The following is a 25039-nucleotide window of genomic DNA, read 5'->3' on the forward strand; positions in this document are numbered from 1 at the left end:
AACGAAAAGAGCGCCGGAATGCCGGCGCTCCGAGACACTGAGGTTCGCGCGAAGCTACTTCGCGGCTTCGGCCTCGGGCGCGTTGGATTCGCCCGCGATCTCCGCGCGGCGCTCCTGCGCCTTCAATTCGTCGAGGGCCGGCATCGACATGATGTTGTAGCCCGCGTCCACATAGTGGATCTCGCCCGTCACGCCGTTGGCCAGATGGGAGGCGAGGTAGAGGACGGACCCGCCCACCTCCTCGTGCGTCACCATGCGGCGCATGGGGGCGTTCTTGCGCTGGTAGTTCAGCATCAGCCGGGCGTCGGTGACGCCCGCGCCGGCGAGCGTGCGCAGCGGGCCGGCCGAGACCGCGTTGACGCGGATGTTGCGCGGGCCGAAATCGGCCGCGAGATAGCGCACCGAGGCTTCGAGCGCGGCCTTGGCGACGCCCATCACGTTGTAGTTCGGCATCACGCGGGTCGCCCCGCCATAGGTCAGCGTCAGGAGCGAGCCGCCATTGTTCATGATGCGCGCGGCGCGCTTGGAAATTTCGGTGAACGAAAAGCAGGAGATGACCATGGTGCGCGTGAAGTTCGCGCGCGTCGTGTCCGCGTAGAGGCCCTTCAGCTCGTTCTTGTCCGAGAAGGCGATGGCGTGGATCACGAAGTCGATCGTGCCCCACTCGCGCTTCAGCGTCTCGAAAACCGCATCGACGGAGGCGATGTCCTCCACGTCGCAGTCGATGAGGAGGTTGGCCCCGATCTCGGCGGCCAGCGGGCGCACCCGCTTGCCGAAGGCCTCGCCCTGATAGGTCAGCGCGATCTCCGCGCCCTCTCCGGCCAGCGCCTTGGCGGCGCCCCAGGCGATGGAATTGTGGTTCGCGACGCCCATCACGAGCCCGCGCTTCCCCTTCATCAAATCGCCCATGCCGTCAGTCCTCGTAGCGCTGGAAGACCAGCGTCGCGTTCGTGCCGCCGAACCCGAAGGAATTCGACATGACCCGGTCCACCGCCCCGTCGCGCCGCTGGCGCAGGATCGGCAGACCTTCGAATTCGGGATCGAGCGTCTCGATATGGGCGCTCTCGGCCAGGAACCCGTCCCGCATCATCAGGAGCGAGTAGATCGCCTCCTGCGCGCCCGCCGCGCCCTGGCTGTGCCCGGTCAGCGACTTGGTGGAGGAAATGTGCGGGATCTTATCGCCGAACACCTCGCGCACGGCCTGCATTTCCTTCGAATCGCCGACGCCCGTCGCCGTCCCGTGGGTGTTGATGTAGTCGATCTCGCCCTCGACGCTTGCCAGAGCCTGACGCATGCAGCGGACCGCGCCTTCGCCGGACGGCGCCACCATGTCGTGGCCGTCCGAGGTCGCGCCGTAGCCGACGAGCTCGGCGAGGATCGTCGCGCCGCGCGCCCTGGCGTGCTCCAGCTCTTCCAGGACCAGAACGCCGGCTCCGCCGGAGATGACGAAGCCGTCGCGCTCCTTGTCATAGGCGCGGGATGCCGTGGCCGGCGTCTCGTTGTACTTGGACGACATCGCGCCCATGGCGTCGAAGAGGTCGGCCATGGTCCAGTCGAGGCCCTCGTGGCCGCCTGCGAACATGACGTCCTGCTTGCCGAACTGGATCTGCTCGGCGGCGTTGCCGATGCAGTGCGCCGAGGTCGAGCAGGCCGAGGAGATCGAATAGTTGACGCCGTGGATCTTGAACCAGGTCGCGAGCGTCGCGGAGGCCGAGGAACTCATGGCCTTCGGCACGGCGAAGGGGCCGATGCGCTTGGGGCTTCCGTTCTTCAGCGTCGTCTCGGCGGCCTCGTAGATGGTGCGCGTCGAGGCGCCGCCCGAGCCCATGATGATGCCGGTGCGTTCGTTGCCCGAGACGTCGCTATCCGGCAGTCCCGAGCTTTCGATCGCCTGCATCATCGCGATGTGGTTCCAGGCCGCGCCCTCCGACAGGAAGCGCATGGCCCGGCGATCGACGAGGCTCGCCGCGTCGACGGTCGGGCGACCCCAGACGCGGCTGCGGAAGCCGTGATCGGCGAAGTCCTGCGAAAAGGTGATCCCGGACTTCGCCTCGCGGAGCGAGGCGGCGACCTCGTCGGCATTGTTGCCGATCGAGGACACGATACCGAGGCCGGTGACGACGACACGTCTCATGACAAATTCCTCCGTGCGACGATCGGCGGCTCAGCCGCCGGCGGGCTCGTCGACGAACAGGCCGACGCGCAGGTCGCTGGCGCGATAGATGATCTCGCCGTCCGCCTTCATCCAGCCCTGCGCGATGCCGAGCTTGAGTTTCGAGCGCATGACGCGGCGGAAATCGACGCCGTACTCGACGAGCTTGACCTTCGGCGTGACCTGGCCGGTGAACTTCACCTCGCCGACGCCCAGGGCGCGTCCGCGCCCCGGCTCGCCGAGCCAGCCCAGATAGAAGCCGGTCAGCTGCCACAGCGCGTCGAGGCCGAGGCAGCCCGGCATCACCGGATCGCCCTTGAAATGGCAGTCGAAGAACCAGAGGTCGGGCGACACGTCGAACTCGGCCCGGATCGAACCCTTGCCGAATTCGCCGCCGTCCTCGGTGACCTCGGTGATCCGGTCGAACATCAGCATCGGCGGCAGCGGCAGCTGCGCGTTGCCTGCCCCGAAGAGTTCGCCCCGCCCGCAGGCCAGGATTTCCTCCCTGTCGAAGCTCGTCTGCCTTGCGTCCATCATCCTGCCCGTTTGTCGCGCGAGAGCCCATCTGTCGTGACGGGGCCTTACCATGAGCGCGCGGAAGGGCAAATGGAGCGGAGCGAAGAAGGCGGGAAGGGGGAGGCAGCGATGACGGCCAGGCGAACGGTGGCCGGACGGCGGATCGGCCCCACGCTCGCCGCTCTTCTGATCGCCCTGTCGGCTGCGCCCGCATCCGCCGAGTGGGCGACACGCGAGGGCGCGGGCGGGTTCGAGGCCGGAACGACGATCGAGGGCCAGATGGCCGGTCTCGTGCTCCGCTGCGCCGAGCCGCAGGGAATGGAACTCGCATTGACGCACAACGGCGCGGTCTTCGACCGGAACCGCGAGCATACGATCGTCGTCTCGGTGGACGGAACGGCGACCCTGCTCTCGGCTCACGCCTTCCCGGGAGCGCGCGCCGGAGACGACGATTTCGTTCATTGGCCGGCACGGGGCGCGCTCGACAACCTCCTCTCGGCGCTCGCGCGCGGGCGCCAGGTGGAGATCTCGGCGCCCTCGGGACGCTACACGCTTCCGCTTTCGGGCTCGTCGCGAGCGATCGCGGCGTTCCGCGAGCGATGCCCCGGCGCCTGATCCGTTTGTTTCCAGGCGCCTTTTGCGCTATATCTTGCAAGTTCAGGCCGGTTCGCTAGAAAGCGGACATTCAGAGTCAAGTTTCGAGAGCGAGCGAATGGGTCAGACGACGGGACATCAGCACGCGCGAGCGCAGTCCTTCTGCGTGTTCGAACGCCTGCGCGCCTCCGGCCTCCGCCCGACGCGTCAGCGCGTCGCCCTCTGCAATCTGATCTTCGGAGCGGGCGACCGCCATCTGTCGGCGGAAGACCTTCACGACGAGGCGCACAAGGCCGGAGAGCCGGTCTCGCTGGCGACCGTTTACAACACGCTGCATCAGTTCACGGACGCCGGCCTCGTGCGTCCGATCTCGGCCGAAGGCCAGCGGACCTATTTCGACACCAACACGTCGGACCATCATCACTTCCTGATCGAGTCGGAGAACGTGATGATCGACATCCCGGACGGCGCGATCTCGATGAGCCAGCTGCCGGAGCCGCCGGAGGGCATGGAGATCGTCAATGTCGACGTGGTCGTGCGCCTGCGCCGCAAGGCTCCGGCCCGCAAGCATCTCGACTGAGACCGGTCGGGACACAAGGTTCGAAACGACGGAAGGGCCGGATCGCTCCGGCCCTTCCGTCGTTTCGGGGTCCAGCGGCGAGCGTTGTCAGAACCGCTCGCCCGGATAGACGCCCCACAATTCGTTCTGCGAGACGAAGCCTTCCCGGTTGCCGGCCTCGACCCGGCACCAGCCGAAGGAGCATTCCGCCACATTGGCGACGACACCGGGCTCCATGCGGGCCACGATCTGCGAGGTCTCGTCCGCGCTGCGCCGCATGTCAATCGTCGCCGACTTGCCTTTCAGCCACGGCGCCGCGATCGCGGTCCGCTCGCCGGAGAGGAGGGAGTGGAACACCCAGCCCTCGGACCCTTCCGAATCGCGGACGCGGCGCCAATTGTCGTATTCCTGGATCACCTCCATCGGCAGACCCGCCTTCAGGAACAGCCAGGAGACGGGATAGTCGCGACCGGGTCCGACCCGCAGATTGACCCGCGTCGCCTTGAGGGAGACGAAGCGGGGCAGAGGAAGGCCGCTGCCCGAGCGGGGCTGGGCCGGGCGGGCGGCGGCTGCCGCGGGCTCGGCGCTGGCGACCTCCGTCTCCTGGGCATTCGCGCTCGTCGTCGGGGCAACGGCGAAAAGAAGGGCGGCAAGGCCTGCGGTGGCGGTCAGGCGGGCGAGCGTGAGGCGCAAACTCGGTACTCCGGCCAAGGCTCCGCCCGGCCGGAGCGCTGGGATCAGCGCGAAGTCCGCTTCGGATCGTGAGCCGCGATGAGGTCTGGCGGACCGCGCCGAAGTCCGAAGCGGTCCTTGCCGCATCATCGCGTTTTTAAGTTAACGAGACCTCAACCGAGCGCGCCAGCCGGCGGCGCCGGACGCCGTCCCCGGTAGCGCGTTTCCTCGAAGCGCAGGGTCAGGGCGTCGAAATGGAGCAGCCGCCCGATGAGCGGCTCGCCGATCCCGCAGACGAGCTTGATCGCCTCCGTGGCCGCCAGCGTGCCGAGGATGCCCGTCACGACGCCGAGGATGCCGGCCTCGGCGCAGCTCGGCACCATCCCGTCCGGCGGCGGCGCCGGAAAGAGGTCGCGATAGGCGGGGCAGGGCGAGCCGTCGGAGCGCAGGGCGAAGGGCGTCAACGTCGTGATCTGCCCGGCGAAGCGCTGAACCGCCGCGCTGACGAGCGGGCGCTCGGCGCTCTCGCAAAGGTCGGCCATGGCGTAGCGCGTGGCGAAATTGTCCGACCCGTCGATGACGAGATCGTAGGCGCCGACGAGGTCCGAACCGTCGGCAAGGCCGATGCGGCGATGGTGCCGCTCGACCGTCACATGCGCGTTCAGGGCGTCGAGCCGTTCGGCCGCGACATCGATCTTCGCGCGCCCGATGTCGGCGGTGGAGAACAGGATCTGCCGCTGGAGATTGGAGAGGGAGACGTCGTCGTCGTCCACGAGGCCGAGCGTTCCGACGCCGGCGGCGGCGAGATACAGGGCCGCGGGGGACCCGATGCCGCCAGCCCCGATCAGGAGGATCCGCGCGCGTTGCAGCCTCTGCTGCCCCGGCCCGCCGATCTCGGGCAGCACGATCTGGCGGGCGTAGCGCTGAAGTTCGGGCGGTGTCAGCATGGCGTCAGCCGACCTTTCCGTTCGAGACGGTGAGCATCTGCGCGGTGCCTTCCAGCGCCTCGAAGAGGTTTCGGTCGGTCCCGGTCATGAAGGCCTGCACGCCGAGCCGGTCGAGGATGGCAAAGAGCGCGGACCTCCGTCCGGAATCCAGATGGGCCGCGATCTCGTCCAGGAGAAGGATGGGCGCGATCCCGCAGGACGAGGCGACGAGCTCGGCATGGGCCAGGACGAGGCCGATGAGCAGCGCCTTCTGCTCGCCGGTGGAGGCGAGACCGGCCGGCATCGCCTTGTCGAGATGGGTGACGACGAGATCGCCGCGATGCGGCCCTTCCAGCGTCCGCCCGGCGGCGCGGTCGAGCGGGCGCGAGCGGGCCAGACGCTCGGCGATTTCGTCCTCGGTCTCGCCGGCGGGCCGGGCAAGGTCGAGATCGGGATAGCCGGTCGAAAGCTCCAGCCCCGCCGCCGGGAAGGGCGCGTCGCCGCGCGCCGCGAGTAGCGCTTTCAGCCGCTCCACCGTTTCGACGCGAGCGAGCGCGATGGCAAGGCCGAGCCCCGCCATCTCCGTCTCGATCGCGCCGAGCCAGGACGCATCGCGCCGGTCCTCGGAGAGCAGCCGGTTGCGCGAGCGCATGGCGCGCTCGTAATCGGCCGAGCGGCGCCCGTGGGACGGGTCGAGGCTGAGCACCAGCCGGTCGAGGAAGCGGCGTCGATCGCCCGCCGGGCCGGTGAAGAGGCCGTCCATGGCGGGCGTCAGCCAGAGGATGCGGCAATGGCCGAGAAGGTCGTCCACGCTCTTGGCCGGCACCGCGTCGAGACGCAGGCGCCGCTGGAGCGCAGCTCCCGGCTCCGGCTGGACGAGCGTCAGCGCATCGACCGCCTCGCCCGCCGGAGAGGACAGGAGCCCCCGGACGGAGAAGCCGCCGGACCCGCCGGCGCGCGCCATGTCCGGATAGGTCGCGCGTCGCAGCCCGCGGCCCGGCGTCAGCAGCGACACGGCCTCGAGGAGGTTCGTCTTGCCCGAGCCGTTGTCGCCGTGGAGCACGACGAAGCGCGAACCGATCTCGAGCGCGAGCTCGGAATAGTTGCGGAAGTCGGCGAGGCGCAGCCGGGCGATCGGCGGCGGGCCGTCATCGGCGGGCGAGGCCGCCATGGGGAGCGCGCTCAGACGCGCATCGGCATCAGCACGTAGAGCGTGCCGTCGTCGCCGCCGTCCTTGATGAGGGTGGGCGAGCCCGGATCGGCGAGCATCAGGATCGCCTCCTCGCCCGACAGCTGGCCGGTGATGTCCAGGAGGTAGCGCGCGTTGAAGCCGATCTCGATGCCGTCCGCCTCGTATCCGACCGGCAGCTCCTCCGTCGCCGTGCCGGCGTCGGGCGAGTTGACCGTGAGCACGAGCTGGCCGTTCGAGAGCGCCAGCTTTACCGCGCGGCCGCGCTCCGACGAGATCGTGGAGACGCGGTCGACGGCCGAGGCGAAGCTCTGCCGGTCCAGCGTCAGCTCCTTGTCGTTGCCGCTCGGAATGACGCGCTGATAGTCCGGGAAGGTGCCGTCGATCAGCTTGGAGGTGACGACGATGTCGCCGATGGTGAAGCGGATCTTGGCGTCCGAAAGCTCGACGCCGATCTCGCCTTCCGCCTCGCCGAGGAGCTTCTGGAGCTCGCCCACCGTCTTGCGCGGCACGATGATACCCGGCATCCCTTCCGAGCCGACGGGCGCGGGCGTCTGCGCCCGTGCGAGGCGATGGCCGTCGGTCGCCACGGCCCGCAGGCTGAGCGCGCCGTCCGTCTCGATCGTGTGCAGGAAGATGCCGTTCAGATAATAGCGCGTCTCCTCGGTGGAGATCGCGAACTGCGTCCGCTCGATCAGGCGGGCGAGGTCGCTCGCCGCAAGCTGGAAGGAATGGGTGAACTGGCCGGCCGTGATGTCCGGGAAATCGCCCTCGGGCAGGCACTGCAGGCGGAAGTTCGAGCGGCCCGAAGCGACCGTCATCTGCGAGCCTTCCGCATTGGTCGAAAGCTTCACCTCGGCGCCGTCCGGCAGCTTGCGGACGATGTCGTAGAGAAGATGGGCCGGCACGGTGGTGCCGCCCTCGCGCTCGCCGTTCGCCGGCACCGATTCCGTGATCTCGATGTCGAGATCGGTCGCCTTCAGGCGCAGCGCGCCCTCTTCGGTCTTCAGGAGCACGTTCGACAGGATCGGGATCGTGTTCCGCCGCTCGACCACACGATGCACGTGGGCGAGAGACTTGAGGAGGTTGGAGCGCTCGATCAGGATCTGCATGGGAGAGGCGGCCGTTCGGTTCTTTCAAGACGCCTGGAACGCGCCTTCTGAAGGTGCCGAACCTTGTAGAACATGAGGGCCGAAGGCGGAAGGGCACAAGCGCCCTCAGCCGGCCTCGATGTCGGTCTGCGGGAAGTCCTCGCCCTTGTAGAGGAGGGGGACGCCGTGGGCCTTCGCGCAGGCATAGGCGAAACAATCGCCGAGGTTGAGGGCCGCGGGATGGCGGCCCCGCCCGAAGCGGCGCGACGCCTCGATCGCGAGGGCGCCGATCTCGGGCGTGATGGGGATGGTGCGAATCCGGTTCGCCGACAGGAAGGCCTCAACGATGGTGGATGCCGCCTGAACGTCCAGCCGTTTGGTTCTGGTCGTCGCGATCGTCGCCTCCCAGATCGCAATCGGAGAAGTCAGTATGAGATCGCCGAACTCGATCTTGCGCGCGTGGCGTTGCCAGCCGTCTTCGTTGGAAAGGATTGCTACGATGACCGAAGCGTCGACGAACATCAGAGCCCGCCGTTGATCTCGTCGAAGAATGCCTTGTCAGCCTTCAATCCTGTCGAGGGGTGGGACGCCAATTCCTTCTGGAGAGCGATGGTCGCGCCGCGCCGCCGCGCCGCTTCCCGACGGCGGGCCTCCGCGGCCTCGACCGCGTCGCGCAGAACGTCCTCGACGCTCTGCTCGCTCTCTTCCGCCAGCCGCCGGATCGCGGCGACCGTCTCCGGATCGTCGATGGTGAGAGACATCGGCTCCACTCCTTCTGTCCGCTCCTCAATCTAGGCGCGGAAGGGGAGGGGCGCCAAGCCTCACTCCTCGATCATGCGGCGGATGATCTCCAGCTCGTCGGCCAGCTTGGCGTCCTGCGCGCGCTCGGCCTCGATCTTGCGCACGGCGTGAAGCACGGTCGTGTGGTCGCGGCCGCCGAAGCGCCGGCCGATCTCGGGCAGCGAGCGCGGCGTCATCGTCTTGGCCAGATACATCGCGATCTGGCGCGGACGCACGATGGTGCGCGTGCGCCGGGCCGAAAGGATGTCGGCGCGCGAGACGTTGTAGTGACGCGAGACGAATTTGAGGATGTCCTCGACCCGCACCCGCTTCTCCGCGCCCGAGCGCGTCAGCTGGTTCAGAAGGTCGTCCAGATGCTCCGGCGAGAGCGGCTGGCCGACCGCATGGCGGAAGGCGATCTGGTTGAAGGCGCCCTCGAGGTCGCGGCCCGAGCCCGCGACGCGGCGGGCGATCGTCTCCACCACGCCGTCGGAGAGGGCGAAGGTCGGATCCTCGGTCTTCAGCGCGGACACGCGGGCGTTCAGGATGCCTCGGCGCATGTCGAAATCGGGCGAGGCGATCTCGATCGCCACGCCGCCGGCCAGGCGGGAGCGCACGCGGCTGTCGAGAGATTCGAGCTCGAAGGCCGGACGGTCCGCCGCCACGATCACCTGGCGCGCCGAATCGATCAGCGCGTTCAGAAGGTGGCAGAACTCCTGCTGGATCGACTTGCCCTGCAGGAACTGCATGTCGTCGATGATCAGGATGTCGATGCCGCGCAGCGTCTCCTTGAAGTCGAGCGCCTGGTTGTCGCGGATCGCGGTGGCGAAGCGCCACATGAAGGATTCCGCCGTCAGATAGACGATGCGCGGCCGGTCCGGGCGCTCGGCCGCCGCATTGGCGATCGCCTGCAGGAGATGGGTCTTGCCGAGGCCGACCGAGGCATGAAGGAAGAGCGGGTTGAAGCGCACCGAGGCGGGCCCGTTCTCCGCGATCGAGCGGGCGGCGGCAAGCGCCACGCGGTTGGATGCGCCCTCCACGAAGGTCTCGAACACGTAGCGCGGGTCGAGCGGCGAGCCGAACTCGGGCGTCTCGCGCGGCTCGGAGGCGCGCGCCGGGCGCAGGCTTGCAACGGCGAGCTTCGCCGGGCCGTCATTGGCCGGAATCTGCTGCGGGGCACTGGCCGCGGCCTGCGGAGCCGGCGCATGGCCCCCGCGCGTGGCGCTGCGCACCTGCACGTCGACGCGAAGGGTTCCCGGAACCTCCTCCGCGAAGATCTCCGTCAGGAGATCACGGTAGTGGCCATTGATCCAAGTCTTCAGGAAGGCGGTCGGCACGGAGAGCTGCACGGTGCCCCGGCCGATCTGGTCGACCTTCATGCGGGTGAACCAGGAGGTGAAGATGTCCTGGCCGAGCTTGGCCCTGAGGCGGGCGTTCACCCGTTCGAGGATCTCCGCGCTTCCCTGTCCTTCCGTCCGCATCGCCGGTCCGCCCGTCATGTTCGCTCGGGCTGCACCCGTCATTTCGTCTCTCGCGAATCCCCTCGCCTCGGGCCGCGCGTTCATTTCTGCACCCAGGGAAGGTTTTCGGCCTTCCAGCCGCTGGTCCGGCCCCGGTGCCCGTCCTCGTCCGGCGGCCCCTCGAACCCGGCGAGGATGTTGAAGCAGTGCGCGAAGCCGGCCTGCGTCATCGCGGCGGCGCTGCCCATGGAGCGGGCGCCCGACCGGCAGAGGAAATAGAGGGGCGAATCCTTGGTGCCGCCGGCCGTCTCGACGGCCGAAGCCACGCGGGCCGCGAAGTCCGGGTCGATCTGCATCGAAGGGAAGCTCTGCCACTGGGCGAAGATCGGCGCGCGCGCGCCGTCCGGGACCAGCGGAAAGCCGACATAGGCCCATTCGGCGTTGGTGCGCACGTCGACCAGAAAGGCGTCCGGATTCCGGGCGAGTTCGTTCCAGCAGTCCGTCACGCTCACGTCGCCTTCATAGGGTCGGCTCAAGACAAAGTCCTCCTACCGGCCGACTCGGTTATCGAGCGGTCGTTCTCAGCGGCAAAAGCACAGCCTCGGCCAAATTGGCCGCTGACATGTGCGTCGATTTCAGCGTGTGCTCGAACCTGCTCGGAGCGGGGCTTGGAGTTGTTCCAGTGTACTGTAGTTCTTCTGGAAAACTTCCTTCATCCCCAGACTTCGACTTAGCAGGCTCTTGTCGCAGGGGTGAAACTACGCAAGCCGACAGGTTCGGGCAAGCTCGGAATCGGGAAAAATGGTCGCGCCGAGACGCGACTGTGGCGCCTCGGACATCGCCACGGGACGGCCCAAACCATTAATCGGCTGATTCACTTGTCGATTCCGCGAGCGCCTTACGCAGCTCGGCCGGGCGGTCTTTTTTTTTGGGTATGCGCGACGCCGAGTCCTTGACTCTCGGAGGTGCCCGGAAAGCCTGCGTTCCGCCCCTGTCCGACGTCTTTGGTCGGACCTATGTCATTGTTTTGATGTTGGAAACTTTGTCGTGCGTGCGTCATCGCACTGACATGGTCCCGAGTCGTTCGCTGAGGAACAGGCCGGAATCAAAAGAGCCCGGACCGGGGTCCAGGCTCTCTCGAATTTCACGATGGAAGGGGCGCTCAGGCGGCGCCGACGGCCTTCACGCGGTGGGCGAGGCGGGAGATTTTCCGCGAAGCCGTGTTCTTGTGGTAGACGCCCTTCGAGGCGGCCCGCATCATCTCCGGCTCGGCAGCCTTCAGGGCAGCCTGCGCCGCGTCCTTGTCGCCCGTCAGGATCGCCTCTTCGACCTTGCGGAGGAAGGTGCGCACACGTGAACGGCGATTGCGGTTCACTTCCGTGCGACGCTCGATCTTGCGTGCGGCCTTCTTGGCCGACGGCGTATTGGCCATATCCGGGTCTCTCTCGTCACGGGCAACGCCCGGCCGACCGGCCGCGATACGCTGCGAAGTTGTTGTATCGTCTGCCTCCGACGTTCGGCCAGACGCGGCCTCCACGTTGGAGCGGGCCGCACCGTGGGTGCCGCCAAGTGGTGCGCCTTATAGGCCGCAGGCGCCGCGCCGTCAACACGGCACCTGCCGTCCTCAGCGCTGGCACACCGGGCAATGGAAGGTGGAGCGCCCGGACTGGACGATCCGCGCCACGATGCCCCGGCAGCCGTCGCGGGGGCAGGGCTCGCCCTCGCGGTCGTAGACGGCGAAGCGATGCTGGAAGTAGCCCAGCCGCCCGTCCGTCTGCCGGTGGTCGCGCAGCGAGGAGCCGCCGGCGAGAATCGCCTCGTCGATCGTCTCGCGGATGTGAAGCGCGAGGGAATCGAGTCGCGCGGAAGGGCGGCCGTCCTTCAGCACCAGCGAGCCGGCGGTCCGGCGCGGGGACAGTCGCGAGCGCCAGAGCGCTTCGCACACATAGATGTTGCCGAGGCCGGCGATCAGGGTCTGATCCAGAAGCGCGGCCTTGAGCGGGGCGGAGCGGCCGGCGAGACGCGGCGCGAGCGCGGCGCCCGAGAGGGCGTTGCCGGTGGGCTCGATGCCGAGCGAGCGGAAATGGGGGTGTTCGGAAAGCGCCGCGCGCTCGATCAGCAGCATGTATCCGAAGCGGCGGGGGTCGTTGAAGACGATCCGCGCGGCCGTCCCGTCCGTCTGCCGCAGATGGAAGACGACATGGTCGTGTGCCGGGTCCTTGGAGCGGGGGAGGTGGAAGTCGCCCGGACGGTCGTCGGCCCCATCGCGCTCGATCCGGAACGAGCCGGACATGCCGAGATGCATGGCGAGGACGAGCCCGCCCTCCATGTCGGCGAGGAGATACTTCGCCCGGCGCCCGAGCGCTTCGATCCGGCGCCCGGCGAGTCGCTCGGCCATGGATTCGGGCAGGGGAAAGCGAAGGTCCGGCCGTCTCGGCTCGACCCTCTCCAGGACCGCGCCTTCCATGACGGGCGTCAGACCGCGGCGGACCGTCTCGACCTCTGGCAATTCCGGCATCGCTGCATAAGTCCGCTTGAAGGAGGGCGTCGGTCCGCGAACGGGCGGCTCGCGCCCCGGGCGCAGCCGCTCGATCCACGGACCTCCGGGCCCATGGCGCGCGGGCCCTTTCTCGGGGTAAGGGCATGCGGGCCCTTCGCCCGTCAAGCGGGCAGCGCGCCGCGCCGCCGGGCTGTCGAACCAGGAGTATCGCATGTCGCGTCAACGCGTTGCCGCCGCCGAGAGCATGGAGACCGCCTACGGCTTCGAGAGCGTTTCGGGCGCCAGCGAGAAGCAGGCCAAGGTCGACGCCGTCTTCCACCGCGTCGCCTCGCGATACGACCTGATGAACGACCTCATGTCGGGCGGGATGCACCGGCTCTGGAAGAACGCCATGGTCTCCTGGCTCGCGCCCTCGCGGCGGCCGGGCTGGCGCTTCGTCGACGTCGCGGGCGGAACGGGCGACGTCGCCTTCCGCATCGTGGAGGCCTCGAAGCGCAACGCGACGGGCACGGTGCTCGACATCAACGGCTCCATGCTCGGCGTCGGCGCCGAGCGCGCCGCCAAGCTCGGGCTCGACGAGAACCTGACCTTCGTCGAGGGCAACGCGGAGACGCTCGCCCTGCCGGACAATGCCTTCGACGCCTACACCATCGCCTTCGGCATCCGGAACGTGCCCCGGATCGACAAGGCGCTGGAGGAGGCCCTCCGGGTCCTCAAGCCCGGGGGGCGCTTCATGTGCCTGGAGTTCTCCGAGGTCGAGATGCCGTTCCTCGACCGCCTTTACGAAGTGTGGTCCTTCCGGGCGATTCCCGCGATCGGCGAGGCGGTCGCCAAGGATCGTGAATCCTACGAATATCTGGTCGAATCCATCCGCCGCTTCCCGAACCAGGCCAATTTCGAGACCGCGATCCGCAAGGCCGGTTTCGAGCGGGTCACGCACCGCAACCTGTCGGGCGGCATCGCCGCGATCCATTCGGGCTGGAAGCTCTAGGTGGCCAATCCCGCCAAGGGTCTGTTCGCGCTGGTCCGGGCGGGCTACGTCCTCGCCCGCGAAGGCGTGGTCTCGGCGCTTCCCGCCGACGGTCTGCCGCCATTGGCGCGCCTCGGCCACCGGCTGGCCGGCATGCTCGCCAGCCGCTCGGCCAAGCGGCAGGCCCGGTCCGACCGGCTTTCGGCGGCGCTGAACCGGCTCGGGCCGTCCTATGTGAAGCTCGGCCAGTTCCTGGCGACGCGGCCGGACATCGTCGGCTCGACCATCGCTCTCGAACTCGGCCAGCTTCAGGACAAGGTGCCGCCCTTCCCGAAGGCGGAGGCGATGCGGGCGGTGGAGGTGACGCTCGGGCGCACGATCGACGACCTGTTCGTCGAGTTCGGGGAGATCGTCGGCGCGGCCTCGATCGCGCAGGTTCACCGCGCCACGATCCTGACCCCGGAGGGGACGGCCCGCACGGTCGCCGTCAAGGTCATACGCCCCGGCGTGCGCGAGCGCTTCCTGCGCGAGATCGAGACCTTCCGCTTCATCGCGCGGTTCCTCGAACTCGTCTTTCCGGCCTCGCGGCGCCTGCGCCCGGTGGCGGTGGTGGAAACGCTCGCCCAGTCGACCAAGATCGAGATGGACCTGCGCCTGGAGGCGGCGGCCTCCTCCGAGATGGCGGAGTACATCGCCGAGGACCCCGGCTACCGCGTTCCGAAGATCGACTGGGAGCGGACCGGCCGCGACGTCGTCACCATGGAGTGGGTCGACGGCATCAAGATGCGGGACATAGAGGCGGTGCGCGCGGCCGGCCACGATCTGCCGCAGCTCGGCGTCAACCTCATCCAAGCCTTCCTGCGCCAGGCGATGCGCGACGGCTTCTTCCACGCCGACATGCATCCGGGCAATCTCTTCGTCGCGCCCGACGGCTCGATCGTCGCGGTGGATCTCGGCATCGTCGGCCGGCTCGACGCCGAGTCGCGCCGGGTTCTGGCCGAGGTGCTCTACGGTTTCATCCGGCGCGACTACATGCGGGTCGCCGAAGTGCATTTCGAGGCCGGCTACGTGCCGCGCCATCAGGACGTCGCGTCCTTCGCGCAGGCGCTGCGCGCGATCGGCGAGCCGATCCACGGCCAGCCCGCCGACACGATCTCGATGGCGCATCTTCTGACGCTGCTCTTCGAGGTGACCGAGCTCTTCGACATGCGCACGCGGCCCGAGCTCATCCTCCTACAGAAGACCATGGTCGTCGTGGAGGGCGTGGCACGATCCTACGACCCGCACTTCAACATGTGGTCGGCCGCCGAGCCGGTCGTGTCCGACTACATCCTGCGCGAGCTCGGCCCGGCGGCGAAGCTGCGGGAGGCGAAGGAGGGAATCGAGGCGCTGGTCACGCTCGCCCGGCGCGGCCCGGCCTTCGCCAAGGGGCTGGAGATCCTGTCGCGTGAACTGCCCGATCTCATCGAGAACGGCATCCACATCAACGACGACGACATCGTGAAGATGGTCAAGGACTCGAAGGTCGCGATCGCGGTCGGCCACGTCGCGCAGGTCGTCGCAGCCATCGCCCTCGTCGTCATCGCATGGCAGCTCGCCGCCGGGTGAAGTGATTGCATTGCAATCATTCCGGTCGAGGACTAGCTTCGACGTGAAGCAGGTACGGGGCGGCGCCATGGCGAGCGTTACGATCAGGAACATCGACGAGGGCGTCCGGCGGAAGCTGAAGATCCGGGCCGCCCGCAACGGCCGCTCGATGGAAGAGGAGCTGCGCCAACTGGTCTACCGGATGGTCGAGGACGTTGACGAGGAGACCCGTGAGCCCAAGGAGGCCGAGCGCATCTATCGAAGGATTCGCGCTCTGGCTCTTCCGTCGAACGGCAAGGCCTTCGACCAGAAGACCTTCACCGACGTCATGTACGACTATCTGCCGTGATCGTGTTGGACTCGTCCGCTCTCGTGGCGATCCTGTCCGACGAGGACGACGCCCCGCAATTGACCCGCGCGTTGGCGCGTTCGGCACGATGCTCGATCGCGACGCCGACGGTCGTCGAGGCGTCCATCGTGCTTCTGGCAAGGTTCGGAGCGATCGGGCGCGAGCGTCTGGCCGCGCTCCTGGCAAGCGCCGGTGCAAGGTCCGTCGCGTTCGACGACCGACTGGCCGAGATCGCGATAACGGCTCATCTTCGCTACGGCCGGGGCTCCGGCCATCCGGCGAGACTGAACTTCGGCGACTGCTTCTCCTATGCGCTCGCCCGCTCTCTCGACGTTCCGCTGCTCTACAAGGGCGACGACTTCGTCCACACCGACATCCGATCGGCGATCCAGCCATGAGCCTTCAGGACAAGCGCATCCTCCTCGTCGTCGGCGGCGGGATCGCGGCCTATAAATGTCTCGACCTGATCCGCCGCCTGCGCGAGCGCGGCGCGAGCGTCGTGCCGGTGATGACGAAGGCCGCGGCTCAGTTCGTCACGCCGCTGTCGGTCGGCGCGCTGGCCGCCTCGAAGGTCTATGGCGACCTCTTCGACCGCGACGACGAGACGGATGTCGGCCACATCCGGCTGGCGCGCTCCTGCGATCTCGTCCTTCTGGCGCCGGCGAGCGCCGACCGGATGGCGAAGATGGCGGCGGGACTCGCCGACGACCTGGCGGGCGCCGTGCTTCTGGCGACGCGCTCGCCCGTCCTCCTCGCACCGGCGATGAACCCGGCCATGTGGAGCCACAAGGCAACGCGCCGCAATCTGGAAACCCTGCGTGCCGACGGCATCCGCTTCGTCGGACCGGCCGCCGGCGAGATGGCCGAGAGCGGGGAGGCGGGCACGGGGCGGATGGCCGAGCCGCTGGCGATCGTGGCCGCCGTCGAGGAGATGCTCGACACATCGCCCAAGCCTCTGGCGGGCCGCCGCATCGTCGTCACCTCCGGACCGACGCACGAGCCGATCGATCCGGTGCGCTACATCGCCAACCGCTCCTCCGGCCGGCAGGGCCATTCGATCGCCGAGGCCCTGGCCATGCTGGGAGCCGACGTCACGCTGGTTTCCGGCCCCGTGACCATTCCAGACCCGAGGGGCGTCAAGGTCGTCCGCGTGGAGACGGCCGTCGAGATGCTGGCCGCCGTCGAGGCCGCTCTGCCCGCCGATGCCGGGATCTTCGTCGCGGCCGTCGCGGACTGGCGTGCCGCCGAACTTCGCACGTCGAAGATCAAGAAGGACGGGTCGGAGCCGCCGCCGCTGCCTTTGACGCTGAACCCGGACATTCTCGCCCATATCGGCCATGATCCGCGCCGCCCATCCCTTGTCGTCGGCTTCGCGGCGGAGACGGGAGACCTCATCGCCAACGCGCTTTCCAAGCTCGACCGCAAGGGCGCCGACATGATCGTCGCCAACGACGTCTCGCCGGAAGGCGGCGTCATGGGCGGGGAGGCGAACACGGTCCGGCTCGTCACCCGCGAGGGGATCGAGGAGTGGCCGCGCCTCTCCAAGACAGAGGTCGCAACGCGTCTGGCGAACCGGATCGCGGCCATGCTCGCACCGGGATCGTCGGCATGAGCGGGGCGCCGATCCTTCGCATCAAGCGCCTGCCGCACGCTCAGGGGCTGGATCTGCCGGCCTACCAGACGGCGGGGGCCGCGGGCGCCGATCTGCGTGCCGCGATCGAGGCGCCGCTTCGCCTCTCGCCGATGCAGCGGGCGAGCGTGCCGACCGGGCTGGTGCTGGAGATCCCGGACGGTTTCGAGGTGCAGCTCAGGCCGCGCTCGGGTCTTGCGGCACGGCACGGGGTGACCCTCGTCAACACGCCCGGCACCATCGACTCCGACTATCGCGGGGAGATCGCCGTCCTGCTCGTCAATCTCGGAAGCGAGCCGGTGACGATCGAGCGCGGCGAGCGCATCGCGCAGATGGTGCTGGCACCCGTGGTCCGAGCAAGCTTCGAAGCGGTGGGCGAGGTCTCGGATTCGGAGCGCGGAAGCGGCGGGTTCGGATCGACCGGGCGGTGAAACCTCAGATCGCCGACGGACGCTTGATCGGCGGCGCGGACGGCCCCCAGTAGGCCAGGCGCCCGGAGCCCGCGGGGACCTTAGGCCCCTGCGACATGTCCGTGATCTCGAACCTGTTCCGGCCCGCCTTCTTGGCCTTGTAAAGATTGCGGTCGGCGTAGCGGTAGGCCTGGTCGAAGGCCACCGGCCGGTCGAAGCACACTCCGCCGATGCTGACCGACAGTCGCGTCGGATGGGCGCGCGGACCCACCGTGACGCGGTTCACCAGCGTGCGCAGGCGCTCCGCGACGATGGCGGCTTCCTTCGGGCCCGCGTCCTTTAGAAGCAGCACGAACTCCTCGCCGCCCAGACGTCCGACGAGATCGTAGCTGCGCACCCCGCCGGCCAGTGCGGCGGCGATCGCCACCAGCGCCCTGTCGCCGGCCGCGTGTCCGAACGTGTCGTTGATGCGTTTGAAGTGGTCGGCGTCGATCACGAGCAGGGCCACGATCGAGGCGTCCGAACGTCGCCGTCCGATGGAGGCGATCATGTTCGTCGCCTCCTTCTTGAAGGCCGCGCGGTTCAGAAGCCGGGTGAGCGCGTCGCGCGTCGCCGCCAGCTGCAGCAGATCGTTCTGGAGCTTCAATTGTCCGATGCGGAAGACCGCATAGGCGATCATGCATCCGGCCGCGACGGTGAGGGCGACGACCGAAAAGGCGAAGGCCTCCGTGGGCGTCACGGACGCGAAGCCCTCGAAATAGCGATAGGCCCCGACGAGGATCAGGGCGGCGGCCAGCAAGGTCAGCCCGATGAGCTCGACACACAGCGCCAGCAGAGTGCGAAGCGTCCGATCCATGACCGCGAAACCTTCTCGAATTCCGATCGCATCGGTCCCGGCCCTATGCTGCATCAGATTGTTTAACAATTTGGTCAGGGCTGGTCGGACGGGAAGGCGGATCGGGTCCCGTCGGCGACCGTTCGGCGTTGGAATATCGTTCCTCCCAAGGTCGATCCCGCACCGCTTTTCCGCCCCTCGTGGCCGTTCGGTGGAAAGGCGTACCTGTGGTGCGGCCCGTCTCCTCCCTACATTGAGGCCGACGCATCCGCTCCGACGCTCACAACGCCCTCGTCTTGAGTGACACGGCGGGCTCGGACGATCATTCATCGCCAGGAGGACGAGACGACATGACCGACACCCCCAGCCAATTCACGCCGCGCACCAAAGGGCGCGGCCGCGTCTACGCCTCGATCCTCGACACGATCGGCGACACGCCGCTCGTGCGGCTCGACAAGCTGGCGAGGGAGAAGGGCGTCAAGGCGAACCTTCTCGCCAAGCTCGAATTCTTCAACCCGATCGCCAGCGTGAAGGACCGGATCGGCGTCGCGATGCTGGAGAAGCTGGAGGCGGACGGCGCCATCACGCCGGGCAGGACGACGCTGATCGAGCCGACCTCCGGCAACACCGGCATCGCGCTCGCTTTCGCGGCGGCCGCGAAGGGCTACAAGCTGATCCTGACCATGCCCGAGACCATGTCGGTGGAGCGCCGCAAGATGCTGGCGCTCCTGGGAGCCGAGATCGTGCTGACCGAAGGGCCCAAGGGCATGAAGGGCGCCATCGCCAAGGCGGAGGAGCTGAAGGCTTCGACGCCCGACGCCGTCATTCCCCAGCAGTTCGAGAACCCCGCCAACCCGCAGATCCACCGCGTGACGACCGCCGAGGAGATCTGGAACGACACGGGCGGCGACGTGGACATCTTCGTCGCGGGCATCGGCACCGGGGGCACGATCACCGGCGTCGGCGAGGTCCTGAAGAGCCGCAAGCCGGACCTGCACGTCGTCGCCGTCGAGCCCGAGGCGTCGCCGGTTCTCTCGGGCGGCCAGCCGGGCCCGCACAAGATCCAGGGCATCGGCGCGGGTTTCGCTCCGAAGATCCTGAACACCTCCATCTACGACGAGGTCGTGACGGTCTCGAACGAGGAGAGCTTCGAGCATGCGCGGCTGGTCGCGCGCCTGGAGGGCGCGCCGGTCGGCATCTCCTCGGGCGGAGCGCTGGCCGCCGCGATCGAGGTCGGCCGGCGTCCCGAGAACGAGGGCAAGACGATCGTCGTGATCATCCCTTCCTTCGCCGAGCGCTACTTGTCCACGGCGCTCTTCGAGGGGCTGACGGAGGAGCCGTCGAACGCCTCTCCCCCGGCGGGTGCGGCGACCGTCTGAACGCGGGAACGTCGCGGCGAAAAGGGGCCGGTCGAAGGATCGGCCCTTTTCTTTTGGAGCGAGTGCCCATGTGAACGGGACGGACAACGGGCGAGGGGATTTCGATGGAACTGGAGCAGATCGATCACGCGCGCACCGCCGCGACCGCGCTCTACGACAAGACGATCCTGTTCCTGCCGAGCCTGCTTTCCGGCCTTCTGATCCTCCTGATCGGCCTGTTCCTGGCCGGATGGCTGTCCGGGGCGGTCGGGCGCGCGCTCGGGCGCTCCATCCGCCTCGACCAGACGATGCGCGCTCCGATCGTCGCGATCGTGAAGTATCTCGTCGTCATCATGACGCTCATCATCGCCCTCGGGCAGATGGGCGTGCAGATGACCTCCCTGCTGGCCGTCCTCGGCGCGGCCGGCCTTGCCGTCGGTCTCGCCCTTCAGGGAACGCTGACCAACATCGCGGCCGGCATCATGCTTCTCTGGCTCCGCCCGTTCCGGGTGGGCGACTATATCGAGACGGGCGCCTATTCCGGCACGGTCCGCGAGATCGGGCTCTTCGCCGCGCATCTGGAGACCTTCGACGGGCTGTTCGTCTTCGCGCCGAACTCCACGCTCTGGAACGTCTGGCTGCGGAACCACTCGCGAGCGGCCGCCCGGACCGTGGCCTGGACCGTGACGTTGCCGCGAAGCACCCCCTTCGAGGACGCCAAGTCGCTCCTGCAGGAGACGTGGACGCACGGCGGACCGGACAAGATCCGCAATCCGGAGGTCTTTCTGGACCAGCTGACGGCCGACAACCAGGTGATCGTGCTGAGGGGGGAGGTGAAGGACGGCTCGATCGCGCTCGCCCAACGCCAGACCGCCGAGCGCATTCGCCTTCTCTTCCGCGAGCGCTTCGGCGCGGAAGGCGAGCCGACGGCGATCCAGCGCCTTCTTCCCGCCGACAGCGACCCCTCGCGCTTCATGCGCCGCGAGGAGGCGCCTCGCGCCAACCCCGTTCTGGTCAATCGGCGGCCGGAGGCGCCCAAGCAGGGCACGACGTCGAACCCGCCCGCCGCCAGCGGATCGGCGTGATCGCGATCGATGGTGCGACGCGCGTCTTCGTCGCGCTACCAGAAGAGCCGCAGGAGGATGGCCGTCGTCATCGCTAGATTGAAAGCGAGCATCCACTGGAGAAGAGAAAATCGCGATTCGACCTTGAGTTCCAGTCTCGCGAGCGTCGTCTCGACGCCGTTCACGCGGCCATCGAAATCCGCGACCTCCTCCGACGCGCGACGCGCCTTTTCCTCCGGCACGTTGGCCGAGCGGAGCGCATCGTAGAGGGAGGAAACCATCAGAGCCATTGCCGAGGCACCCGCGTCGCGTTCGTCGCCATAAGATAGATCACGCAGGGATTGTCGTCCATCACCGGCGGCTGACCCGCATCGGCAGGCCGCCGCGCGGCTGAACGGTGATCTTCTGGACCGGATAGGGTGCGCTGGTCCCCACGAAGTCGAAACGCAGGTTCCGCATGAGAGCGGCGAGCGCGATCACCCCCTCCTGCATGGCGAAGGTCGAGCCGATGCACACGCGCGGGCCGACGCCAAAGGGCAGATACTGGAAGCGGTCGATCTCCTCGCGTGCGCCCGGCAGGAACCGGTCCGGCACGAAGTCCAGCGGGTTCTCCCACAGCATCTCGTGGCGGTGTACGAGCCACGGCATGACGAGCACCGAGGCGCCCGCCGGAATGTCCATGTCGCCGACCCGGTCGGCCTCGATCGCGGTGCGGTTCAGCGAAGGCGCGGGCGGATAGAGGCGCATCGCCTCCTCGAAGGCCGCCCGCGTGTGGGGGAGGGCGTCGAGCCAAGTCGCCGGGTCGGGGAGCGTCGAGAGGACGGTATCGAGCTCGGCCTCCACCTTCTCGCGTTCGTGCGGTGCCTGGCTGAGGAGATAGAGCGTCCAGCCGAGCGCGCGGGCCGTCGTCTCGTGGCCGGCCCCGATGAAGGTGATGATGTTGTCCTCGATCTCCGAGCGCGAGAGTCCGTCCGCCTTCAGGAGCATGGTCAGGAAGTCGTTGGCGGCTTCCTCGGGCGCTTCGTCCAGCAGCCTGGCGCGCCGCTCCATCGTGCCCGCGATCACGCCCCGAAAGTACTTCGTCGAGCGCTGGCCGAGCAGGCGGCCGATGCGCGGAATGAAGGCCGGGGCGTCGAGGATGTCGAGCGGATCGACCCGGCCCATGCGCTTCAGGAAGAGCTCCATCGCCTTCGCGAACTCGGTCGGCTCGCCCGCGATGTCGTTGGAGAAGAGCGTCGACTGGAGGATGTCGTAGGTCAGGAGCGTCATCTGGAAGGCGATGTCGGTCCGGGTGCCGGAATCACGCGCCAGCCCTTCGGCGAAGAGACGCGAGCGCTCCTCCATGATCGGCGCCAAAGCGTGGATGTTGCGCGGGGTGAAGACCGGCGCGAGCGACTTGCGCGTGCGCTTCCAGAGTTCGCCCTCGGCCGTCAGCAGCCCGTCGCGCAGCATCGGCCGCAGCACGCGCTGGCGCAGCGGCTGCATGGCGTAGTTCTTGGCGTTGTCGACGAGGAGCGCGCGGATCGCCTTCGGCTCGTTGACGATGACGGTCGGCACGCGCAGCCAGTTGGCCTTGAGGTAGGGCTCCTTGAAGGCGCGCGAACCCCAGATCTCGATCGGGTTGCGCGAGGCGGTCCAGACGAAGCCCGCGAAGCCGAGCGGCTTGGTGTGCGGCACCGGGGCCGGTGCGCGGAAATGGCGGGTCGTGCGGGGTGCGGGGGCGGTCAGGGTCATCGGGTCGATCCTTTCGCAGGGCATATGGGGGTCGCCTGCGGGACCTTCCATGCGACCGGACGCGCTAATCGCTTGGGTTTCGAAGCGCCAATGGCTATATTCGGGGCGGCCGCGCGGCCCTGCGTGAAGCCTCGGACGAGGCGGACCCCGATCCAAGGAATTCCATGTCTGAAGCCAGTGAGACCATCCCCGGCGCGGGCGCCGAGTACGGCGCCGATTCGATCAAGGTTCTGAAAGGCCTCGATGCGGTCCGCAAGCGGCCGGGCATGTATATCGGCGACACGGACGACGGCTCGGGTCTGCACCACATGGTCTACGAGGTGGTGGACAACGCCATCGACGAGGCGCTGGCCGGCCACGCGACGCTCGTCACCGTCACGCTCAACGCCGACGGCTCCTGCACCGTCACGGACAACGGCCGCGGCATCCCGACGGACATCCATTCCTCCGAGGGCGTCTCGGCGGCCGAGGTCATCATGACCCAGCTCCACGCCGGCGGTAAGTTCGACCAGAACTCCTACAAGGTCTCCGGCGGTCTTCACGGCGTCGGCGTCTCGGTCGTGAACGCGCTCTCCGTCTGGCTGAAGATGAAGATCCGCCGCAAGGGCCAGATCCACGAGATGGCCTTCACCCACGGCGTGCCGGACGCGCCGCTCGCGGTGACGGGCGACGCCGGCGACGAGACCGGGACGGCCATCACCTTCCTGCCCTCCACCGACACGTTCAGGGGCGTGACGAGCTTCGACTACGGAACGCTGGAGCACCGCCTGCGCGAGCTCGCCTTCCTGAACTCGGGCGTGCGCATCACGCTCGCCGACAAGCGGCACGCCGACGAGAAGCGCGTCGAGCTCTTCTACGAAGGCGGGCTGGAAGCCTTCGTCCGCTACCTCGACAAGGCACGCAAGCCGCTGATCCCGGCGCCGATCACGGTGATGAGCGAGCGCGACGGCATCACGGTGGAGGCCGCGCTCTGGTGGAACGATTCGTACCACGAGAACGTGCTCTGCTTCACCAACAACATCCCGCAGCGGGACGGCGGCGCGCATCTGGCGGGCTTCCGCGGCGCGCTCACCCGTCAGGTCACCGGCTATGCCGAGACCTCCGGCATGACCAAGCGCGAGAAGGTCTCGCTCACCGGCGACGACTGCCGCGAGGGGCTGACCTGCGTCCTCTCGGTGAAGGTGCCGGACCCGAAATTCTCCTCGCAGACCAAGGACAAGCTCGTCTCCTCCGAGGTGCGGCCGGTCGTCGAAAGCGCCATGAACGAGGCGCTCTCGACCTGGCTCGAGGAGCATCCGGCGGAGGCCAAAACGCTCGTCACGAAGGTGATCCAGGCGGCCGCCGCCCGCGAGGCGGCGCGCAAGGCGCGCGAGACCATCCGCAAGGACGTGATGAGCGTCTCCACGCTCCCCGGCAAGCTGGCCGACTGCCAGGAGAAGGACCCGGCCAAGTCCGAGATCTTCATCGTCGAGGGTGACTCGGCCGGCGGCTCGGCCAAGGGCGCGCGCTCGCGCCAGAACCAGGCGATCCTTCCGCTGCGCGGCAAGATCCTGAACGTGGAGCGCGTGCGCTTCGACCGGATGATCTCCTCCGACCAGATCGGCACGCTGATCACCGCGCTCGGCACCGGCATCGGCACGGGCGACAGCCACGGCTTCAACGCCGACAAGCTGCGCTACCACAAGATCATCATCATGACGGACGCCGACGTGGACGGCGCCCATATCCGCACGCTGCTCCTGACCTTCTTCTTTAGGCAGATGCCCGAGCTCATCGAGCGCGGTCACGTCTTCATCGCCCAGCCGCCGCTCTTCAAGGTCACGCGCGGCAAGTCGAGCCAGTACCTGAAGGACGAGCGGGCGCTGGAGAACTATCTGATCGAGGGCGGTCTGGACGACGCCTCGCTGACGCTCGCCTCGGGCGAGGTGCGCGTCGGCGCCGATCTTCGCGCGGTGGTGGAGGATGCGCTGGCCGCCCGTTCGGTGCTGAACGGCCTCCACTCGCGCTACGACCGCTCCGTGGTCGAGCAGGCGGCGATCGCGGGCGCGCTTTCGGCCGAGATCGCGTCGGGTCCGCGGGCGGGCGAGGCGGCCGAGACGGTCGCGCGCTATCTCGACGCCATCGCCGAGGAGACCGAGCGCGGCTGGACCGGCACGGCGACGGGCGACGGCGGCTACCGCTTCACCCGTTCGGTGCGCGGCGTCACCGAGCTGCAGACGCTGGATGCGGGTCTCGTGGCGTCCGCCGACGCGATCCAGCTGCACCGCCTGCACGCTTCGCTGGCGGACATCTATTCGAGCTCGCCGGTCCTGCGCCGCAAGGACACCGAGCGCACCATCAGCGGGCCGCGCGATCTTCTCGACGCGGTGTTCGACGTGGGCCGCAAGGGCCTGTCGCTGCAGCGCTACAAGGGCCTCGGCGAGATGGACCCCGAGCAGCTCTGGGAGACGACGCTCGACCCGGAGGTGCGTTCGCTCCTCCAGGTTCGCGTGGCCGATGCGACCGACGCCGATTCGCTGTTCTCGCGCCTGATGGGCGACGAGGTGGAGCCGCGCCGCGAGTTCATCCAGGACAACGCGCTCCAGGTCGCCAATCTCGACATCTGACGGCTCGTCGGCGGGAGGGCGTCTTCGCCCTCCTGTCCGCCGATCGGGAGCGGCCGG

Annotated in this window: 27 protein-coding genes; 11 read left to right on the forward strand and 16 right to left on the reverse strand. The window is 68.2% G+C overall.

Going from position 1 to position 25039, the window contains the following annotated elements; translation table 11 throughout:
• Positions 1-54 precede the first annotated feature (54 nt).
• The 3 genes from fabI to fabA are packed head-to-tail and all read right to left on the reverse strand — an operon-like array spanning position 55 to position 2686.
• Positions 55-909 (reverse strand): enoyl-ACP reductase FabI, encoded by an 855-nt coding sequence (gene fabI / locus AC6R2M_RS03445; RefSeq protein ID WP_500485516.1) that lies wholly within the window; start codon positions 907-909, stop codon positions 55-57.
• 4 nt (positions 910-913) lie between these two features.
• Positions 914-2134 (reverse strand): beta-ketoacyl-ACP synthase I, encoded by a 1221-nt coding sequence (gene fabB, locus AC6R2M_RS03450; RefSeq protein ID WP_500485518.1) that lies wholly within the window; start codon positions 2132-2134, stop codon positions 914-916.
• 30 nt (positions 2135-2164) lie between these two features.
• Positions 2165-2686, reverse strand: a complete 522-nt coding sequence (gene fabA / locus AC6R2M_RS03455) for a 3-hydroxyacyl-[acyl-carrier-protein] dehydratase FabA (protein WP_500487472.1) — start codon at positions 2684-2686, stop codon at positions 2165-2167.
• A gap of 111 nt (positions 2687-2797) precedes the next feature.
• On the opposite strand from fabA, the gene AC6R2M_RS03460 reads away from it, so the two are divergent.
• On the forward strand, positions 2798-3283 hold the full coding sequence (locus AC6R2M_RS03460) for a hypothetical protein (RefSeq protein ID WP_500485520.1): 486 nt from the start codon (positions 2798-2800) through the stop codon (positions 3281-3283).
• A 97-nt stretch (positions 3284-3380) separates the two neighbouring features.
• Positions 3381-3842, forward strand: a complete 462-nt coding sequence (gene irrA, locus AC6R2M_RS03465) for an iron response transcriptional regulator IrrA (RefSeq protein ID WP_500485522.1) — start codon at positions 3381-3383, stop codon at positions 3840-3842.
• Between the two features lie 87 nt (positions 3843-3929).
• On the opposite strand, the gene AC6R2M_RS03470 is transcribed toward irrA, so the two are convergent.
• From AC6R2M_RS03470 to mutM, 10 genes are all read right to left on the reverse strand, one after another.
• On the reverse strand, positions 3930-4493 hold the full coding sequence (locus AC6R2M_RS03470) for an SH3 domain-containing protein (RefSeq protein ID WP_500487474.1): 564 nt from the start codon (positions 4491-4493) through the stop codon (positions 3930-3932).
• A 173-nt stretch (positions 4494-4666) separates the two neighbouring features.
• On the reverse strand, positions 4667-5440 hold the full coding sequence (locus AC6R2M_RS03475; RefSeq protein ID WP_500485524.1) for a HesA/MoeB/ThiF family protein: 774 nt from the start codon (positions 5438-5440) through the stop codon (positions 4667-4669).
• A gap of 4 nt (positions 5441-5444) precedes the next feature.
• Positions 5445-6590: a DNA replication/repair protein RecF gene (gene recF / locus AC6R2M_RS03480; protein ID WP_500485526.1), complete on the reverse strand. Its 1146-nt coding sequence runs from the start codon at positions 6588-6590 to the stop codon at positions 5445-5447.
• Between the two features lie 11 nt (positions 6591-6601).
• Entirely contained in the window at positions 6602-7720 is a 1119-nt protein-coding gene (dnaN, locus tag AC6R2M_RS03485; RefSeq protein ID WP_500485528.1) for a DNA polymerase III subunit beta, read from the reverse strand.
• A 105-nt stretch (positions 7721-7825) separates the two neighbouring features.
• Positions 7826-8221 (reverse strand): type II toxin-antitoxin system VapC family toxin, encoded by a 396-nt coding sequence (locus AC6R2M_RS03490; RefSeq protein WP_500485530.1) that lies wholly within the window; start codon positions 8219-8221, stop codon positions 7826-7828.
• Entirely contained in the window at positions 8221-8460 is a 240-nt protein-coding gene (locus AC6R2M_RS03495) for a type II toxin-antitoxin system VapB family antitoxin (protein ID WP_500485532.1), read from the reverse strand. Before AC6R2M_RS03495 ends, AC6R2M_RS03490 begins: the two co-directional genes overlap by 1 nt.
• A gap of 60 nt (positions 8461-8520) precedes the next feature.
• Entirely contained in the window at positions 8521-9960 is a 1440-nt protein-coding gene (gene dnaA / locus AC6R2M_RS03500) for a chromosomal replication initiator protein DnaA (protein ID WP_500485534.1), read from the reverse strand.
• A gap of 80 nt (positions 9961-10040) precedes the next feature.
• Positions 10041-10475, reverse strand: a complete 435-nt coding sequence (locus AC6R2M_RS03505; RefSeq protein WP_500485536.1) for a rhodanese-like domain-containing protein — start codon at positions 10473-10475, stop codon at positions 10041-10043.
• 626 nt (positions 10476-11101) lie between these two features.
• On the reverse strand, positions 11102-11371 hold the full coding sequence (gene rpsT, locus AC6R2M_RS03510; protein ID WP_500485538.1) for a 30S ribosomal protein S20: 270 nt from the start codon (positions 11369-11371) through the stop codon (positions 11102-11104).
• 192 nt (positions 11372-11563) lie between these two features.
• On the reverse strand, positions 11564-12457 hold the full coding sequence (gene mutM / locus AC6R2M_RS03515) for a bifunctional DNA-formamidopyrimidine glycosylase/DNA-(apurinic or apyrimidinic site) lyase (protein WP_500485540.1): 894 nt from the start codon (positions 12455-12457) through the stop codon (positions 11564-11566).
• Between the two features lie 193 nt (positions 12458-12650).
• Between mutM and ubiE the strand changes: the two genes are divergently transcribed.
• Genes ubiE through dut form a run of 6 tightly spaced genes read left to right on the forward strand, consistent with a single transcriptional unit; the run spans position 12651 to position 17406 of the window.
• The gene (gene ubiE, locus AC6R2M_RS03520) at positions 12651-13430 is read left to right on the forward strand and encodes a bifunctional demethylmenaquinone methyltransferase/2-methoxy-6-polyprenyl-1,4-benzoquinol methylase UbiE (protein WP_500485542.1); all 780 of its coding nucleotides are present in this window, start codon (positions 12651-12653) and stop codon (positions 13428-13430) included.
• Positions 13431-15017 (forward strand): 2-polyprenylphenol 6-hydroxylase, encoded by a 1587-nt coding sequence (ubiB, locus tag AC6R2M_RS03525; RefSeq protein ID WP_500485544.1) that lies wholly within the window; start codon positions 13431-13433, stop codon positions 15015-15017.
• Positions 15018-15060: 43 nt separating this feature from the next.
• Positions 15061-15345, forward strand: a complete 285-nt coding sequence (locus tag AC6R2M_RS03530; protein WP_500485546.1) for a FitA-like ribbon-helix-helix domain-containing protein — start codon at positions 15061-15063, stop codon at positions 15343-15345.
• Positions 15342-15743 carry a type II toxin-antitoxin system VapC family toxin gene (locus tag AC6R2M_RS03535; RefSeq protein ID WP_500485548.1) on the forward strand — a complete coding sequence of 134 codons (402 nt, stop codon included), beginning with the start codon at positions 15342-15344 and terminating at the stop codon, positions 15741-15743. The genes AC6R2M_RS03530 and AC6R2M_RS03535 overlap by 4 nt, the downstream gene beginning before the upstream one ends.
• Positions 15740-16957 (forward strand): bifunctional phosphopantothenoylcysteine decarboxylase/phosphopantothenate--cysteine ligase CoaBC, encoded by a 1218-nt coding sequence (gene coaBC / locus AC6R2M_RS03540; RefSeq protein WP_500485550.1) that lies wholly within the window; start codon positions 15740-15742, stop codon positions 16955-16957. The genes AC6R2M_RS03535 and coaBC overlap by 4 nt, the downstream gene beginning before the upstream one ends.
• Entirely contained in the window at positions 16954-17406 is a 453-nt protein-coding gene (gene dut / locus AC6R2M_RS03545; protein ID WP_500485552.1) for a dUTP diphosphatase, read from the forward strand. Before coaBC ends, dut begins: the two co-directional genes overlap by 4 nt.
• A gap of 4 nt (positions 17407-17410) precedes the next feature.
• On the opposite strand, the gene AC6R2M_RS03550 is transcribed toward dut, so the two are convergent.
• A complete protein-coding gene (locus AC6R2M_RS03550) occupies positions 17411-18241 on the reverse strand; it encodes a GGDEF domain-containing protein (RefSeq protein WP_500485554.1) in 831 nt (276 codons plus the stop codon).
• Positions 18242-18570: 329 nt separating this feature from the next.
• Between AC6R2M_RS03550 and cysK the strand changes: the two genes are divergently transcribed.
• Both cysK and AC6R2M_RS03560 read left to right on the forward strand, forming a co-directional pair.
• A complete protein-coding gene (gene cysK / locus AC6R2M_RS03555; RefSeq protein ID WP_500485556.1) occupies positions 18571-19599 on the forward strand; it encodes a cysteine synthase A in 1029 nt (342 codons plus the stop codon).
• Positions 19600-19703: 104 nt separating this feature from the next.
• Complete coding sequence (locus AC6R2M_RS03560) at positions 19704-20663, forward strand: mechanosensitive ion channel family protein (protein WP_500485558.1); 960 nt, start codon at positions 19704-19706, stop codon at positions 20661-20663.
• Positions 20664-20698: 35 nt separating this feature from the next.
• Here AC6R2M_RS03560 and AC6R2M_RS03565 read toward each other — a convergent pair whose 3' ends face one another.
• Together AC6R2M_RS03565 and AC6R2M_RS03570 are read right to left on the reverse strand one after the other, a co-directional pair.
• Positions 20699-20932: a hypothetical protein gene (locus tag AC6R2M_RS03565; RefSeq protein ID WP_500485560.1), complete on the reverse strand. Its 234-nt coding sequence runs from the start codon at positions 20930-20932 to the stop codon at positions 20699-20701.
• A gap of 61 nt (positions 20933-20993) precedes the next feature.
• Positions 20994-22376, reverse strand: coding sequence for a cytochrome P450 (locus AC6R2M_RS03570; protein WP_500485562.1), 1383 nt, complete (start codon positions 22374-22376; stop codon positions 20994-20996).
• 164 nt (positions 22377-22540) lie between these two features.
• Between AC6R2M_RS03570 and gyrB the strand changes: the two genes are divergently transcribed.
• Positions 22541-24982 (forward strand): DNA topoisomerase (ATP-hydrolyzing) subunit B, encoded by a 2442-nt coding sequence (gyrB, locus tag AC6R2M_RS03575; protein ID WP_500485564.1) that lies wholly within the window; start codon positions 22541-22543, stop codon positions 24980-24982.
• The last annotated feature ends 57 nt before the right edge of the window (positions 24983-25039 follow it).

The organism is Aureimonas sp. CAS, assembly GCF_059838215.1.

Excerpts from the sequence above, each read along its gene's own strand:
- fabI (WP_500485516.1), bottom strand. The coding sequence starts at position 909 with ATGGGCGATTTGATGAAGGGGAAGCGCGGGCTCGTGATGGGCGTCGCG.
- fabB (WP_500485518.1), bottom strand. The coding sequence starts at position 2,134 with ATGAGACGTGTCGTCGTCACCGGCCTCGGTATCGTGTCCTCGATCGGC.
- fabA (WP_500487472.1), bottom strand. The coding sequence starts at position 2,686 with ATGGACGCAAGGCAGACGAGCTTCGACAGGGAGGAAATCCTGGCCTGC.
- AC6R2M_RS03460 (WP_500485520.1), top strand. The coding sequence starts at position 2,798 with ATGACGGCCAGGCGAACGGTGGCCGGACGGCGGATCGGCCCCACGCTC.
- irrA (WP_500485522.1), top strand. The coding sequence starts at position 3,381 with ATGGGTCAGACGACGGGACATCAGCACGCGCGAGCGCAGTCCTTCTGC.
- AC6R2M_RS03475 (WP_500485524.1), bottom strand. The coding sequence starts at position 5,440 with ATGCTGACACCGCCCGAACTTCAGCGCTACGCCCGCCAGATCGTGCTG.
- recF (WP_500485526.1), bottom strand. The coding sequence starts at position 6,590 with ATGGCGGCCTCGCCCGCCGATGACGGCCCGCCGCCGATCGCCCGGCTG.
- dnaN (WP_500485528.1), bottom strand. The coding sequence starts at position 7,720 with ATGCAGATCCTGATCGAGCGCTCCAACCTCCTCAAGTCTCTCGCCCAC.
- AC6R2M_RS03490 (WP_500485530.1), bottom strand. The coding sequence starts at position 8,221 with ATGTTCGTCGACGCTTCGGTCATCGTAGCAATCCTTTCCAACGAAGAC.
- AC6R2M_RS03495 (WP_500485532.1), bottom strand. The coding sequence starts at position 8,460 with ATGTCTCTCACCATCGACGATCCGGAGACGGTCGCCGCGATCCGGCGG.
- dnaA (WP_500485534.1), bottom strand. The coding sequence starts at position 9,960 with ATGCGGACGGAAGGACAGGGAAGCGCGGAGATCCTCGAACGGGTGAAC.
- rpsT (WP_500485538.1), bottom strand. The coding sequence starts at position 11,371 with ATGGCCAATACGCCGTCGGCCAAGAAGGCCGCACGCAAGATCGAGCGT.
- mutM (WP_500485540.1), bottom strand. The coding sequence starts at position 12,457 with ATGCCGGAATTGCCAGAGGTCGAGACGGTCCGCCGCGGTCTGACGCCC.
- ubiE (WP_500485542.1), top strand. The coding sequence starts at position 12,651 with ATGTCGCGTCAACGCGTTGCCGCCGCCGAGAGCATGGAGACCGCCTAC.
- coaBC (WP_500485550.1), top strand. The coding sequence starts at position 15,740 with ATGAGCCTTCAGGACAAGCGCATCCTCCTCGTCGTCGGCGGCGGGATC.
- dut (WP_500485552.1), top strand. The coding sequence starts at position 16,954 with ATGAGCGGGGCGCCGATCCTTCGCATCAAGCGCCTGCCGCACGCTCAG.
- AC6R2M_RS03550 (WP_500485554.1), bottom strand. The coding sequence starts at position 18,241 with ATGGATCGGACGCTTCGCACTCTGCTGGCGCTGTGTGTCGAGCTCATC.
- cysK (WP_500485556.1), top strand. The coding sequence starts at position 18,571 with ATGACCGACACCCCCAGCCAATTCACGCCGCGCACCAAAGGGCGCGGC.
- AC6R2M_RS03560 (WP_500485558.1), top strand. The coding sequence starts at position 19,704 with ATGGAACTGGAGCAGATCGATCACGCGCGCACCGCCGCGACCGCGCTC.
- AC6R2M_RS03565 (WP_500485560.1), bottom strand. The coding sequence starts at position 20,932 with ATGGCTCTGATGGTTTCCTCCCTCTACGATGCGCTCCGCTCGGCCAAC.
- AC6R2M_RS03570 (WP_500485562.1), bottom strand. The coding sequence starts at position 22,376 with ATGACCCTGACCGCCCCCGCACCCCGCACGACCCGCCATTTCCGCGCA.
- gyrB (WP_500485564.1), top strand. The coding sequence starts at position 22,541 with ATGTCTGAAGCCAGTGAGACCATCCCCGGCGCGGGCGCCGAGTACGGC.